Below are 13,465 nucleotides of genomic sequence, written 5' to 3' on the forward strand. Positions count from 1 at the left end.
CGGCGAACCCGCGACGTGGCCTACGGCCGGTACTGCGCCCTGGCGTTGGCAATCACCGCTTTGACCAGGTCACGGTCGGTGTGCCGTGAGATCGCCCGCGCACCGAGCGCGATCGCCTGTGCGCGCAGCTCGGAAGTGACATCGTAGTGGGCACCGCTGGCCTTGTTCTGGAAGGCCCGCGGGGGAATGCCGAGCTGCGCCGCCATCGCGTGCAGCTCGGCCAGGGTGTCGGCCATCAGGTGCGCCCAGCGCTGTCCGCGCCAGGGATGCACCGCGTCATCGACGTGGACCGTCACCGCCGCGGCCGGTTCAGGCCTGCGGCTTGCTGTCGCTGTCAGCGGCCGGAGCGGCCTCGGCAGCGGCTTCTTCGGCCACGTTGCCCTCGGCGGCTTCGCCGTCCTCGCCTTCAGCAGCGTCGACGCCTTCGAACTCGGCGACCAGCTTGTCCAGGTACTCGTCGGCGGTCTGCTCGGATTCGGCCGCCAGGGTGTCCAGCAGCTTCTGCAGCAGTTCGGAGTATTCCAGGTTGACCTTGCGGCCTTCCTTCTCCTGCACGTTGGCCAGGTGCTTGAGCATGGCCAGCATCGGCACCGGGTTCTCGGCGTTGCCCATGGTCTGGCCGCCGATGGCCAGCAGCCACTCACGGCCCTGCAGGCCGATGGCCGCGACCACCTGGCCGTCTTCGTTGGTCAGCACGGCATGGTTCTGCACCTGCTGCTGTGCGTTCAGGCGCAGGAACGGGCGCTTGGCCTGCTGCTTCTTGCGCTTGTCGCGCTTGGCCTTGGAGTTCTGGGACATGGAGTGGGATCACCTGGAAACGGAAAGACCGCCATTGTAGCGGGTGCGCCGGGTGATGCCCCTGGTGGGTGCGGACCTTGGTCCGCACGCTTTCCCGGATGTGCGGACCAGGGTCCGCACCCACCGTCTACTTTGCCTCACCCTGCGCGGCCTGCACGTCCGGGTCGGCGGTGGGCGCCGACAGCCCCACCTGCGGGCCGGCACCGGCCAGGGCGGCCTCCTCGGCGGCCTTGGTCATCACCACGATGCTGATGCGGCGGTTGATCGGGTTCTGCGGGTCGGTCTTGTCGAACAGCACCGACGAGGACAGGCCGACCACGCGGGTGATCTTGCTGTCCTCCAGGCCGCCGTCCACCAGTGCGCGCCGTGCGGCGTTGGCACGATCGGCGCTCAGTTCCCAGTTGCCATAGCCGCGTGCGGCCGAATAGGCGGTGATGTCGGTGTGGCCGGTCAGGCTGATCCGGTTCGGCACATGGTTCAGGTACTCGGCCAGTTCGTGCAGGATCTGCTGCGTGTACGGCTTCAGCGTGGCGCTGCCAAGGTCGAACATGGGCCGGTTCTGCTTGTCCACGATCTGGATGCGCAGGCCTTCCGGGGTCAGGTCCAGCAGCAGCTGGTCCTTGAACGGCTCCAGCGCCTGGCTCCTGCTGATCGCCTCCTGCAGCTCCTTCATCAGCGCTTCCAGCTGCTGCTTGTCGCGCTGCTGCTGGTCCACCGGCTGCGGCACGGCCTCCTTCTGGTTCTGGAAGGGATCGTTGCTGTTGCCGCGCGAGATGTCGGTGGCACCGCCCAGCTTGATCATCGAAGTACTGGCGCCGCCCGGTCCGGCCATGCCGGGTGCAGGCGTGGCGTTCTGCCCACTCAGCGGGCTGGGGTTGCGGAAGTACTCGGAAATGGCCGCACGGTCGTTCTTGTTGGTGGTGGCCATCAGCCACAGCACCAGGAAGAACGCCATCATCGCGGTCACGAAGTCGGCGTAGGCCACCTTCCACGAGCCGCCGTGGTGGGCGGCGTGGCCGGCCTTCTTGACCCGGCGGACGATGACGGTGGGCTTGTTCTCGGCCATGGCTTACTTGACCGTCTTCAGGTGCTGCTCGAAATCGGAGAAGGCCGGGCGCACGTTCGACGGCAGCGTCTTGCGGGCAAACTCCAGCGCGATCTTCGGGTTGTAGCCGCGCAGGCAGGCCAGCAGGGCGGTCTTGACCGATTCGTAGATGCGGCTGTCCTGTTCGGCGCGCGCTTCCATCGCCGCCGCCATCGGGCCGACGAAGCCGTAGCCCAGCAGGATGCCGAGGAAGGTACCGACCAGCGCACCGGCCACATGGCCGCCCACTTCGACGATGTCCCCGCCGATCGAGCCCATGGTGATGACGATGCCCAGCACCGCCGCCACGATGCCGAAACCGGGCAATCCGTCGGCGACCTTGGTCAACACCTGCGACGGCGCCATGGCTTCGGCGTGATGCTTTTCCAGTTCCAGTTCCAGCAGCGGTTCCAGCTCGTGCGGCTCGATGTTGCTGCCGATCATCAGGCGCAGGCAGTCGGTGATGAAGTCGATCAGGTGGTGGTCGGCCTGCACCTTGGGGTAGTTGCCGAACAGCGCGCTCTCGGCCGGCCGCTCCACATGGTCTTCCAGCGCCATGAAGCCTTCGCGGCGGGCCTTGTTGAGCAGTTCATAGAGCAGGCTGAGCACATCGATGTAGTCCTGCTGCTTGTAGCGCGGGCCCTTGAACACGCCCACCATGGCCTGCAGGGTCTGCTTGACGGTCTTGGCCGGGGTACCGACCAGGAAGGCGCCGAGCGCCGCGCCGCCGATGATGACCAGCTCGTAGGGCTGCCAGAGGGCACCCAGGCGGCCGTGGGCACCGAGATAGCCCCCGATCACGCTGATGATGACGACCAGGAATCCAACGATGATGAGCATGGGGCGACGCAAGGAGAGGGGATATCTCCTTGTCGGCCCGTCGCCCGGTTTTCTGAAGAGGGAATTCTGTGAAATCGGTCAAGGGGGGTGTTTCAGCCCGCCACACCGCTTTCTGCGCCGCCACGCTGCAACGGGTCGGGCCAGGGCTCGCCATTGCCGGTGAACGAAAGTGAGACGGAGTTCAGGCAGTGGCGCTCGTAGGTGGGCGGCGGACCATCCGGGAATACGTGGCCCAGATGGCTGCCGCAGCGCGCGCAGGTGATCTCGGTGCGCACCATGCCATGGCTGGTATCGCGGATCTCGCGTACGTGCGCTGGGTCGAACGGAGCGAAGAAGCTGGGCCAGCCGGTGCCGGAATCGAACTTGGTGCTGGAGCGGAACAACGGCAACGCGCACAGCCGGCAGCAGTAGACACCCTCGCGTTTGTTGTCGAGGAATACCCCGCAGAACGGCGCTTCGGTGCCGTGCTGCAGCAGCACGCGGCGCTCCTCGCTGCTGAGGCCGGCAACCAGCGCCTCGGTCTGGGTTGCAGTGGGGGGCGTCAGATCGAAGGCGGTCATGGCGGCGCTCCGTGGGGTCGATGGCCTGGGGATGCCGGAAAACGTGGGGGTGCTGGCGCCCGCTTGCAAGTGTGATGGCCGTTCATGGGCGGCACACAGGCGTTGGCGCATGGTGAAGACGATCCACGTCGGAGCGTGCCATGAAACCGATCCTTCCCCTGTTGTTGATGGCCCTGCTGCCGCTGGTCGCGCAGGCCCAGGTACCGACGTCGTCGAGCCCGACCGCCACCCGCAGTGCCACCACCGTGGCACCGCAGCCGGTGGTGCCGCCACCACAGGCCGCGCGCCCGCAGCCGCAGGTACTGCCCTCGCCACAGCCGACGCAGCCGATCAAGTCCACCGGTCCGGCCCAGGTCGCGCCGGCGCCGGTCCCGAAGTCTGCCGACAAGGTCTATGACCGCAATGGCCGCATCGTTCCCGGGGTGCGCCCGGCCGGCCCGAACCGCGTGTTCGACTCGCGCACCGGCCGCTATTACGACAGCGTGCCGGCCGGCGATGGCCAGCAGATCAAGCGCTGACCTCCAACGCCAATCCAGGTGGGCAGCGGCTGCAGGCTGTGCGGGCTGAACGCACGAAAACAACGGTCTGCCAATCACTGCTTTTTCGCCTGCGATTAACCGTTCCGGGACCAACGTGACCGTGCGCCGGCATTTCGCCGCCGCATGTCCTTTGTCCACTGGATCGCGATCATGAAAAACCAGCAGAACCGTCATCCCGGCAAGGAACCGCAGGGCCGCAACCCGCAGCAGCAACAGCAACAGCAGATGGACCCGCAGCAGCCGCACAAGGGCGGCAAGCAGCAGGAACAGCGCTCGCAGAAACATCCACAGCAGCGTTGACTGTTGCCATGACCGGGGTCAGAGCCCGCAACGCGGGCTCTGACCCCGATCGCAACCGCCTCAATCCGGAATCGGCAAGCTCAGCGTTTCCTTCACTTCTTCCATCACGATGTAGCTTTTCGACTCGCGCACGTGCGGCAGTGTCAGCAACGTGCTGCCGAGCAGCTTGCGATAGGAGGCCATTTCGCTGATCCGCGCTTTCAGCAGGTAATCGAAGTCGCCCGACACCAGATGGCACTCCAGCACGTTGGGCAGCTTCAGCGCCGCGCGCCGGAACTCCTCGAAAATGTCGCCGGACTTGTAGGCCAGGCTGATTTCCACGAACACCAGCAGGCTGGCCTTCACTGCGGCCGGGTCGAGGTGGGCGTGGTAGCCGGTGATCACCGCTTCGCGCTCCAACCGGCGCACGCGCTCCGTGCACGGCGTGGTCGACAGGCCGACCCGCTCGCCCAGTTCGGTGAAGGAAATACGGCCCTCGGCCTGCAGGATGCGCAGGATCTTGCGGTCGATCTTGTCCAGTTCGCGGGTACGGGTGGCCATGGTCGTCAACCTTGGGGAATGAATTGCAGGAGAACATCCTGCCGGTTGATTTCAAAACAGGCAAATCAACTGGGAATGGCTGTCTATACTTCCCCAATTATGGTCCCTGTGCGCTCCAGTGCAGGGAATGATCGGGTTGGAGAAGTCCCATGCGAGTCCTAGTTCTCGGCAGCGGCGTGATTGGTACCACCAGTGCCTGGTACCTGCGACAGGCCGGGTTTGAAGTCACGGTCATCGACCGCCAACCCGGCCCGGCGCTGGAAACCAGCTTCGCCAATGCCGGCCAGCTGTCGTTCGGCTACACCTCGCCGTGGGCGGCCCCGGGCGTGCCGAAGAAGGCCATCGGCTGGCTGTTCGAGAAGCACGCGCCGCTGGCGATCAAACCGGGCATGGACCTGGCCCAGTACCGCTGGCTGTGGCAGATGCTGCGCAACTGCACCCACGAGCGTTATGCGATCAACAAGGCGCGCATGGTGCGCATGTCCGAGTACAGCCGCGACTGCCTGAACGAGCTGCGCGCGCAGATCGGCATCGAATTCGAAGGCCGCGACCTGGGCACCACCCAGCTGTTCCGCACCCAGCAGCAGCTGGATGCCTCGGCGCAGGACATCGAGATCCTGGCCCAGTACGGCGTGCCGTACGAGGTGTTGGACCGCGCCGGCATCATCCAGGCGGAACCGGCCTTGGCGCATGTCGATGGCCTGGTCGGTGCGCTGCGCCTGCCGCGCGACCAGACCGGCGACTGCCAGCTGTTCACCCGTCGCCTGGCGCAGATGTGCGTGGAGGCCGGTGTCGAGTTCCGCTTCGACCAGGACATCACCGGCCTGGAGTTCGATGGCGACCGCATCACCGGCGTGCGCATCGACGGCAAGCTGGAAACCGCCGACCGCTTCGTGGTCGCGCTCGGCAGCTATTCGCCGGCGCTGGTCGCACCGCTGGGCATGCGCCTGCCGGTGTACCCGCTGAAGGGCTATTCGCTGACCCTGCCGATCACCGACCCGGCGATGGCGCCGACCTCGACCATCCTCGACGAGAGCTACAAGGTGGCGGTCACCCGCTTCGACGACCGCATCCGCGTCGGTGGCATGGCCGAAGTGGCCGGCTTCGACCTGTCGCTGTCGCAGCGACGCCGCGAGACCCTGGAGCTGGTGGTCAGCGACCTCTACCCGAAGGGCGGCGACCTGTCGCGCGCGCAGTTCTGGACCGGCCTGCGCCCGGCCACGCCGGACGGTACGCCGGTGATCGGCGCCACGCCGTTCCGCAACCTGTACCTCAACACCGGCCACGGCACTCTGGGCTGGACCATGGCCTGCGGCTCGGGCCGCTACCTGGCAGACCTGATGAGCGCGCGCCAGCCGCAGATCAGCACCGAAGGCCTGGATATTTTCCGCTATGGCCAGTACGGTCACGCGCCGCAACAAGAGAACCGCACATGCGTCCTGCCCGCGCGCTGATCGATCTGGGCGCCCTGCGCAGCAATTACCGGCTCGCCCGTGAACTGGGCGGTGGCAAGGCCCTGGCGATCATCAAGGCCGATGCCTATGGGCATGGCGCGGTGCGCTGTGCACAGGCGCTGGAAGGCGAGGCCGATGGCTTCGGCGTGGCCACCATCGAAGAGGCGCTGGAACTGCGCCAGGCCGGCATCCGTGCGCCGATCCTGCTGCTGGAAGGCATCTTCGAACCCAGCGACATGGCGTTGGTGGCCGAGCATGATTTCTGGTTCGCCGTGGGTTCGCCGTGGCAGCTGGAGGCCGTCGCCGCCTTCGACAGCCCGCGCCCGTTGACGGTGTGGCTGAAGCTGGACAGCGGCATGCATCGCCTCGGCCTGGACGTGGACAGCTTCCGCGCGGCGCACGCGCGCCTGTCAGCGCTGCCGCAGGTCGAGCGCATCGTGCTGATGACCCACCTGGCGCGCGCCGACGAGCTGGACAGCGAACGCACCCACGAACAGGCGGCGACCTTCGCGCGCGCCATCGACGGCCTGCACGGCGAGACCAGCGTCTGCAACTCGCCGGCGCTGCTGGGCTGGCCGGACGTGCGCAGTGACTGGGTGCGCCCGGGCCTGATGCTGTATGGCGCGAACCCGCTGCCGGACGACACCACGCTGACCGAGCGCCTGCGCCCGGTGATGACGATGCAGTCGAAGGTGATTGCCGAACGCTGGATCGAAGCGGGTGAGCCGGTGGGTTATGGCGCGCGCTTCGTGGCCAAGGCGCGCACCCGCGTGGGTGTGGTTGCACTCGGCTATGCCGACGGTTATCCGCAGTTCGCCCCGAATGGCACGCCGGTATTGATCGATGGCCAGCCCGGCGCACTGATCGGGCGCGTGTCGATGGACATGCTGACGGTGGACCTGACCGCGCATCCGCAGGCCGCGGTGGGCAGCGTGGTGGAACTGTGGGGCAGTGCGCCGACGTTGGCGGAACTGGCGCCGCGATGCGGCGTGAGCGCGTACCAGCTGCCGTGCGCGGTCAAGCGCGTGGCGAAGGTGTACGTGTAGCGCCGAGCCCACGCTCGGCTTCGGTAGCGGCCGACCTTGGTCGGCGCCCTGTAATGCGTGTCGACCAAGGTCGACACCTACCGGGGGGCCTGGCGCGCAGCGGTCGCCATGCGCAGCTCTGGTCGCGGCCGACCTTGGTCGGCGCGGTGAATGCGTGTCGACCAGGGTCGACACCTGCCGAGGGGCCTAGCGCGCAGCGGTGGCTTGGCTGGCGAGCTGGCGCTTCACCCAGTCATCAATCAGGCGCTTCTCGTAGCGCAGCGGATCGCTGTTGGTCAGCAACCCACTGCCCTGCAGGTAGCCGGAGTCGCTCAGGCGGGCGTCGCCTTCGCTCACAATACGGCCGTCGGCGTCCTTCAACGTGTACTGCAGGGTGATGCGGGGCGGGTAGATATCACGCATCACGCGGATGTCGCGCGCACGCGGGCCGTGCCACGGCTCGTAGTCACCGGCACGCTTGATGTCCACCAGGGTGACGTCGAGGGTCTGCCCAGGCTGCAGCGGCTTGGCAGCGGTGGTCTGCAGGTAGCGGGCCAGCTGCTGTACCCAGTCACCGCGTTCGGCCTCGAAGCGGTTGGTGCTCTGGCGGATCTCGGTGAACGTGGCCGGATCCGCCCATTTCACGCTGACCGGGCCATTGGCCTGCAACGCACGCGGCGCGTCCGTACCGGTTACGTTGCGCGCTGCAGCGTTGGCGCCGCCCGCCACCAGGGAGCCTGCCAGCAGGGCAATCACGAGTGCGCGTTTCATGACGGTCTCCTGCGTCCCCGCGCTGGGGACGATGTTGATCACGGATCGAGTGTGATCCGGTGGCCGGGTCACTGCAATGGCCGGCTGCGTCGTATGCAAGGGGGGTTACCGCCAATTCATCGTCGTCAACCCTGACTGACGGCGCTTGACGCTGTGAATACGCTCTCTGGAACATGCTGTATCTCCAATCCGGCCCGTCCAGACGCCCTTGTCCACACTGCCGCCCCTAGTGGAGCGCCCACCGATGTTGGTGCCGGCGCCCGAACCCGACCTGCATCATGGCGTGCTTGAGCGCATCAACGCCGGTTTCTGCGTGATCCAGGTGCTGTTCGAAGGCGACCGCGCGGTGGACTATCGTTTCATCGAGGTCAACGACGCCTTCGAGCGCCATACCGGCCTGAAGGACGCACGCGGTCAGCGCATGAGTGCGTTGGAACCGAACCACGAGGAAGACTGGTTCCGCATCTACGGTGAAGTGGCCCGCAGTGGTCGCCCCGCCCAGTTCGAGATGGAAGCGCGCGCCCTGGGCCGCTCGTTCGCGGTTGATGCGGTGCGCGTTGGTCGTCCGGGCGAAGACAAGGTCGGCATCCTGTTCTTCGACATCACCGCGCGCAAGCAGATGGAAGTGGAGCTGGGCGAAAGCGAAGCCCGCTTCAGCGCACTGGCCGATGGCCTGCCGATGCCGGTATGGGTGCTCGACGAGCGCGGCCACGCCCGCTTCGTCAACAGCGCCTTCAGCGAGTTTTTCGGTGGCGACGAAACGCGCGTTCCTGAAGATGTCTGGCGCGGCCTGGTGCATCCAGACGATGCGTCCGTATTCGAGTACGAGCTGCAGGAAGCACTGAAGGCGCAGCGTTCGATGCATGCGCTGGTACGTGCGCGGCGCGCCGACGGCCAGTGGCGCTGGCTGGAGATGAACGCGCGCCCGCGCTTCTCGCGCATGGGCCGCTTCATCGGCCTGGCTGGCAGCAGCCCGGACGTGACCGAGCGCCGCGAGATCGAACTGGCACGCGAGGAACTGCTGCAGTCCGAACGCGCCGCGCGCAGCGCCGCCGAGAACATGGCGCGGCTGAAGGACGAGTTCCTGGCCACGCTGTCGCACGAGCTGCGCACGCCGCTGACCACCATCCTCGGTTGGAGCGAGCTGCTGCTGCAGCGCGTGGACAACACCAGCCCGCTGTACAAGGGCCTGAACGTGATCGCCAACAGCGCCGGTGCGCAGAAGCGGCTGATCTCGGACATGCTCGACCTCAGCAGCATGCTGCTGGGCAAGGTACAGCTGGAGGTGGAAGTGCTGGACCTGCGCACGCTGCTTGGCGAAGCCATCGGCGCGCAGGAACTGGTGGCCGAAGGCAAGGCGCTGGACGTGCACCTGCAGCTGCCCGAGCAGCCCAGCCTGGTATTGGGCGATGCCACGCGCCTGCAGCAGGTGTTCTGGAACCTGCTCTCGAATGCGATCAAGTTCACCCCGGCCGAGGGCCGCATCGACGTTCAGCTGCAGGCCGACGGCATCCACTGGGTGATTACGGTGCGCGACACCGGCGATGGCATCGCACCGGAGTTCCTCAACCACCTGTTCAGCCGCTTCCGCCAGGCCGATGGCACCACCACGCGCCGCCATGGCGGCCTCGGCCTGGGCCTGGCTATCGTGCAGCAGCTGGTCGAACTGCACGGCGGCACCGTCGCCGCCGCCAGCGAAGGCCATGGCCACGGCGCCACGTTTACCGTGCGCCTGCCCCAGCACCTGCCGGATGCCGAGCGCCGGCCGCTGCGCGAAGTCATCAGCGGGCCGATCCTGGAGCCGGTGATCGTCGAACCGTATCCGCTGCGGGGCATGCATGTGCTGGCGGTGGAAGACCAGCCGGAGGTGCTGGAGTATCTGCGGCGCATGCTGGAAGAGCAGGGCGCCAGCGTGTCGGCGGCCAGCTCGGCCGGCGAGGCACTGGCACTGCTGGCCGACAACGGCCATCTGCAGTACCACGTGATGCTGACCGACATCGGCATGCCGGGCATGGATGGCTATGGGCTGGTGCGCACGCTGCGCGAGGACATGGGCGTGGACGCGGCAACCTTGCCTGCGGTGGCGGTGACTGCACTGGCGCGTGCCGATGACCGCCGCCGCGCGCTGGCGTCGGGCTTCCAGGAGCATGTCGCCAAGCCGTACTCGGTGGCGCAGCTGGTGGCTGCCGTACGCAAGGTGCAGGTGCCGCGCGCGGACAGCGCGCTGCACTGAACATTCACGGCCGATCGGCGACCCTGCAATCAGGAGGTCGCCGATGTCCCGTATCGCTCCACGTATCCACACCGATCCGGCGCAGATCGCGCGCCTGGAAGCCCTGCTGCCGCAGCTGGATGGCGAAACGCAGGTGGAACTGATTCTGCACGATGGCCGCCGCCTGCTCGGCACGGTGGCCGTGAGGCCAACCGTGCAGCAATACCGCAACGTCGCTGGTGATGAAGGCAGCAACGGCCAGCTGCGCCTGGATGACTACGACACGCCGGTGCAGCAGCACCATGTGTGGTTGGACGAGATCGCCAGCATCCGCAGGTTGCCGCCGAGGGTTTGACGGCAACCTGCCGGGTCCATCCCCGCTTGGCGTGGATCTACCAGAGGTTGCAGTAGAGCCACGCCATGCGTGGCTGCTGCGCTCAGTGCTCGAACAGGGTCGGCGTCGCCTCGAACCGGCGTGCATACGCCCGCTCCTCCGCAACCCTCGCCACCTCGTCATCGGCCAGGTCCGGCGCGCCATACACCGCATAGGCCACGCTGCCGTCGGCACCATGACCGACCTGGTGCAGCCGGTAGCGCGAGTGGCCGCCGCCGGTGTCCTCGGGGTAATGCACGGGCGGATGGCTGCCTTCCAGGTCCATTTCACTGTTGTCGACCACGCCACCGACGAACAAGGCTCGCATGCAGGTTCTCCTGGGTTTCCGGGGGAGCCTCTACCCTGAACGTTCCAATGTTGCTGGCAGATCAAGGCCCCGTTCGGGTTTCGCAAAGCGGCTGCCGGGGCCGGCCCGGTCAAGCCGGTACAATGGACGGCCCTCACGCTTGAAGTACCCGCGCCGATGGCCTCCAGCGACGACGCCCCCCTGCAGACCCTGTTCCTGCCGTTCTCCCAAGGCGCCCTGCGCTGGCCGGAAGGCCCCGTGGCTTTCCTGCGGGCCCGCGACGGCTGGCCGCTGCGCGAAGTGGCCGGCAACCGCGAGGTGCATTGCGAGCAGAGCTTCGCCCCGTTCGCGCAGCCGCTGCAGCAGGCCGCTGGCTGGACCGTCAGCGGCCAGCTGGATGATGTGGCCGGCAAGGGCCGCTACCCGCTGGTGCTGGTGCTGCCGCCGCGCCAGCGTGAAGAAGCCCGCGCGCTGTTCGCCCGCGCGCTGGCGCTGGTCGCCGACGGCGGCCGCATCGTTGCCTGCCAGTCCAACAACGAAGGCGCACGCTCGGGCGAGGGTGACCTCAAGCAGCTGACCGGCCTCGGCGGCAGCCTGACCAAGAATCACTGCCGCGTGTACTGGACCGCGCCGATGCAGGGCCAGCACGACGCCGACCTGGCCAAGCGCTGGTCGGCGCTGGATGCAGTGCGCCCGATTGTCGGGGGCCGTTTCCTCAGCCGCCCGGGCGTGTTCGCCTGGGATCGCATCGACCCGGCGTCGGCGCTGTTGGCCGAACACCTGCCGGCCGACCTGGCCGGGCGTGCCGCCGACCTCGGCGCGGGCTACGGCTACCTGTCGCGCGAGCTGCTGGAACGCTGCCCGAAGATCACCGCGCTGGACCTGTACGAAGCCGAGCAGCGCGCGCTGGCACTGGCCGAACTCAATCTGGCGCCGCCGCCGCGCCCGCTGCCGCTGCGCTTCCTGTGGCAGGACGTCACCGCCGGCATCGAACCGGGCTACGACGTCATCATCAGCAACCCGCCGTTCCACACGCCGTCGCGCGCCGATCGCCCGGACATCGGCCAGCGCTTCATCGCCGTGGCCGCGCAGGCGCTGCGCCCGGGCGGACGCCTGTACGTGGTGGCCAACCGCCACCTGCCGTACGAGTACACGCTCAACGAGAGCTTTGGCGCGGTGCGCGTGATCGCCGAGCGTGATGGCTTCAAGCTGGTGGAAGCGGTGAAGGGGAAGGGCAAGTGAAGCTGGTCAAGCTCATCGCCAACCTGGGCTATGGCAGCCGCAAGCAGGTGCAGTGGATGTTCCGCGAAGGCCGCGTCACCGACGCCGATGGCGAGGTGCTGTATGCCGACGACCAGGTGCCGCATGAGGCGATCCGTGTCGACGGCGAGCCGCTGGACCCGCCGGTGGGCCTGTCGATCGCGCTGCACAAGCCGGCCGGCTACACCTGCTCGACCAAGGACACCGGCCGCCTGATCTACGATCTGCTGCCGCCGCGCTTCCGCGATCGCGATCCGGTGCTGTCCACGGTGGGCCGCCTCGACCGCGAGACCAGTGGCCTGCTGCTGCTGACCGACGATGGCGGCCTGCTGCACCGGATCATCTCGCCGAAGTCGAAGCTGCCGAAAGTCTATGAGGTCGAGTTGAGCGACGACCTGCGCGGCGACGAGGTCGCGTTGTTCGCCAGCGGTACGCTGATGCTGGAGTCCGAGAAGACGCCCCTGCTGCCGGCTGAACTGGAAGTGCTGGATGCGCGCCACGCGCGCCTGGTGCTGCACGAAGGCCGCTACCATCAGGTACGCCGCATGTTCGCCGCCACCGGCAACCACGTGCAGGCCCTGCACCGCAGCCGCGTCGGCGGGCTGGACCTGCAGGGGCTGGACGAAGGGCAATGGCGGCAGCTCACCTCCACCGACCTGGATACGCTGTTCGCTCCATGACCACCATCGCTGCGCTGCCGTTCCTCCCCGACGCCGTCATCTTCGACATGGACGGCCTGATGATCGACAGCGAGCGGGTCTCGCTGGCCTGTTGGAGCGAGGCCGCCGACGAATTCGGACTGGGCCTGGACGAGGCCGTGTTCCTGCGCATGGTCGGCCTCGGTGACCGCGACACGCACGCGCTGCTGCGTGCGCAGGGGATCGAGGACAGCGTGATCGAGGCGGTGGCTGCACGCTGCCATGAGCTGTACGAAGCACGCACCCAGACCGGCCTGCCGCTGCGGCCGGGCATCCTGGAGCTGCTGGAGCTGTTGAAGGCGCACGCGGTACCGCGTGCGGTGGCAACCACCACGCGGCAGCCGCGGGCCAACCGCAAGCTGACGGCCGCTGGCCTGCTGCCGTACTTCGATGCGGTGATCACCAGTGGCGACGTGGCGCGGCCGAAGCCGGCGCCGGATATCTACCTGCTGGCCGCGCAGCGGCTGGGCCAGGCGCCGGAACGCTGCCTGGCGCTGGAAGACTCACCGGCCGGTACGCGAGCGGCGCTGGCGGCCGGCATGACCGTGATCCAGGTGCCTGACCTGGTGCATCCTGACGAAGAACTGCGCGCACTGGGCCACCGCATCGTCGGCTCGCTGGTGGACGCGCACGCGCTCCTGCTGCCGTTGTTGCCGAGGTAACCGGTAGGTGCCGACCGTTGGTCGGCAGACCCCAATGCCCCG

At 67.5% G+C, this 13,465-nt stretch carries 17 protein-coding genes; 9 read left to right on the forward strand and 8 right to left on the reverse strand.

Translation table 11 applies throughout. The features are described from left to right. Positions 1-20 precede the first annotated feature (20 nt). The 5 genes from AC5P60_RS10020 to msrB form a co-directional block, all read right to left on the reverse strand. Positions 21-296 carry a DUF4031 domain-containing protein gene (locus AC5P60_RS10020; RefSeq protein ID WP_483693449.1) on the reverse strand — a complete coding sequence of 92 codons (276 nt, stop codon included), beginning with the start codon at positions 294-296 and terminating at the stop codon, positions 21-23. Positions 297-309: 13 nt separating this feature from the next. Continuing rightward, positions 310-798 (reverse strand): hypothetical protein, encoded by a 489-nt coding sequence (locus AC5P60_RS10025; protein WP_483693450.1) that lies wholly within the window; start codon positions 796-798, stop codon positions 310-312. A 127-nt stretch (positions 799-925) separates the two neighbouring features. Then, entirely contained in the window at positions 926-1,864 is a 939-nt protein-coding gene (gene motB / locus AC5P60_RS10030; RefSeq protein ID WP_012479024.1) for a flagellar motor protein MotB, read from the reverse strand. Between the two features lie 3 nt (positions 1,865-1,867). Continuing rightward, complete coding sequence (gene motA / locus AC5P60_RS10035) at positions 1,868-2,722, reverse strand: flagellar motor stator protein MotA (protein ID WP_005407915.1); 855 nt, start codon at positions 2,720-2,722, stop codon at positions 1,868-1,870. A gap of 92 nt (positions 2,723-2,814) precedes the next feature. Continuing rightward, on the reverse strand, positions 2,815-3,282 hold the full coding sequence (gene msrB / locus AC5P60_RS10040) for a peptide-methionine (R)-S-oxide reductase MsrB (RefSeq protein WP_005412124.1): 468 nt from the start codon (positions 3,280-3,282) through the stop codon (positions 2,815-2,817). Between the two features lie 140 nt (positions 3,283-3,422). Between msrB and AC5P60_RS10045 the strand changes: the two genes are divergently transcribed. Together AC5P60_RS10045 and AC5P60_RS10050 are read left to right on the forward strand one after the other, a co-directional pair. Then, positions 3,423-3,800 carry a hypothetical protein gene (locus tag AC5P60_RS10045; RefSeq protein WP_033833708.1) on the forward strand — a complete coding sequence of 126 codons (378 nt, stop codon included), beginning with the start codon at positions 3,423-3,425 and terminating at the stop codon, positions 3,798-3,800. 144 nt (positions 3,801-3,944) lie between these two features. Next, positions 3,945-4,121, forward strand: coding sequence for a hypothetical protein (locus AC5P60_RS10050; protein WP_033833709.1), 177 nt, complete (start codon positions 3,945-3,947; stop codon positions 4,119-4,121). A gap of 60 nt (positions 4,122-4,181) precedes the next feature. Here AC5P60_RS10050 and AC5P60_RS10055 read toward each other — a convergent pair whose 3' ends face one another. Then, entirely contained in the window at positions 4,182-4,661 is a 480-nt protein-coding gene (locus AC5P60_RS10055; RefSeq protein ID WP_004140558.1) for an Lrp/AsnC ligand binding domain-containing protein, read from the reverse strand. Between the two features lie 149 nt (positions 4,662-4,810). Between AC5P60_RS10055 and AC5P60_RS10060 the strand changes: the two genes are divergently transcribed. Next, positions 4,811-6,115, forward strand: a complete 1,305-nt coding sequence (locus AC5P60_RS10060; protein ID WP_033833710.1) for a D-amino acid dehydrogenase — start codon at positions 4,811-4,813, stop codon at positions 6,113-6,115. Further along, positions 6,094-7,161 carry an alanine racemase gene (gene alr, locus AC5P60_RS10065; RefSeq protein WP_005412128.1) on the forward strand — a complete coding sequence of 356 codons (1,068 nt, stop codon included), beginning with the start codon at positions 6,094-6,096 and terminating at the stop codon, positions 7,159-7,161. Before AC5P60_RS10060 ends, alr begins: the two co-directional genes overlap by 22 nt. Positions 7,162-7,347: 186 nt before the next feature. Here the strand turns inward: alr and AC5P60_RS10070 are convergent, their stop codons facing one another. Further along, complete coding sequence (locus AC5P60_RS10070; RefSeq protein WP_049431987.1) at positions 7,348-7,911, reverse strand: DUF3016 domain-containing protein; 564 nt, start codon at positions 7,909-7,911, stop codon at positions 7,348-7,350. A gap of 244 nt (positions 7,912-8,155) precedes the next feature. Between AC5P60_RS10070 and AC5P60_RS10075 the strand changes: the two genes are divergently transcribed. Both AC5P60_RS10075 and AC5P60_RS10080 read left to right on the forward strand, forming a co-directional pair. After that, positions 8,156-10,144 (forward strand): hybrid sensor histidine kinase/response regulator, encoded by a 1,989-nt coding sequence (locus AC5P60_RS10075; RefSeq protein WP_164208264.1) that lies wholly within the window; start codon positions 8,156-8,158, stop codon positions 10,142-10,144. Positions 10,145-10,187: 43 nt separating this feature from the next. Further along, entirely contained in the window at positions 10,188-10,478 is a 291-nt protein-coding gene (locus tag AC5P60_RS10080; RefSeq protein WP_024957100.1) for a DUF3247 family protein, read from the forward strand. 82 nt (positions 10,479-10,560) lie between these two features. Here AC5P60_RS10080 and AC5P60_RS10085 read toward each other — a convergent pair whose 3' ends face one another. Beyond that, complete coding sequence (locus AC5P60_RS10085) at positions 10,561-10,824, reverse strand: hypothetical protein (RefSeq protein WP_005407925.1); 264 nt, start codon at positions 10,822-10,824, stop codon at positions 10,561-10,563. 156 nt (positions 10,825-10,980) lie between these two features. Here AC5P60_RS10085 and AC5P60_RS10090 point away from each other — a divergent pair, with 156 nt between their 5' ends. The 3 genes from AC5P60_RS10090 to AC5P60_RS10100 are packed head-to-tail and all read left to right on the forward strand — an operon-like array spanning position 10,981 to position 13,423. Then, entirely contained in the window at positions 10,981-12,045 is a 1,065-nt protein-coding gene (locus tag AC5P60_RS10090) for a class I SAM-dependent methyltransferase (RefSeq protein ID WP_049395664.1), read from the forward strand. After that, positions 12,042-12,743, forward strand: coding sequence for a pseudouridine synthase (locus AC5P60_RS10095; protein ID WP_049402679.1), 702 nt, complete (start codon positions 12,042-12,044; stop codon positions 12,741-12,743). The genes AC5P60_RS10090 and AC5P60_RS10095 overlap by 4 nt, the downstream gene beginning before the upstream one ends. After that, positions 12,740-13,423: an HAD family hydrolase gene (locus tag AC5P60_RS10100; RefSeq protein ID WP_164208260.1), complete on the forward strand. Its 684-nt coding sequence runs from the start codon at positions 12,740-12,742 to the stop codon at positions 13,421-13,423. Before AC5P60_RS10095 ends, AC5P60_RS10100 begins: the two co-directional genes overlap by 4 nt. Positions 13,424-13,465: the final 42 nt, after the last annotated feature.

The organism is Stenotrophomonas sp. YJH_SMC_120 (assembly GCF_059368675.1).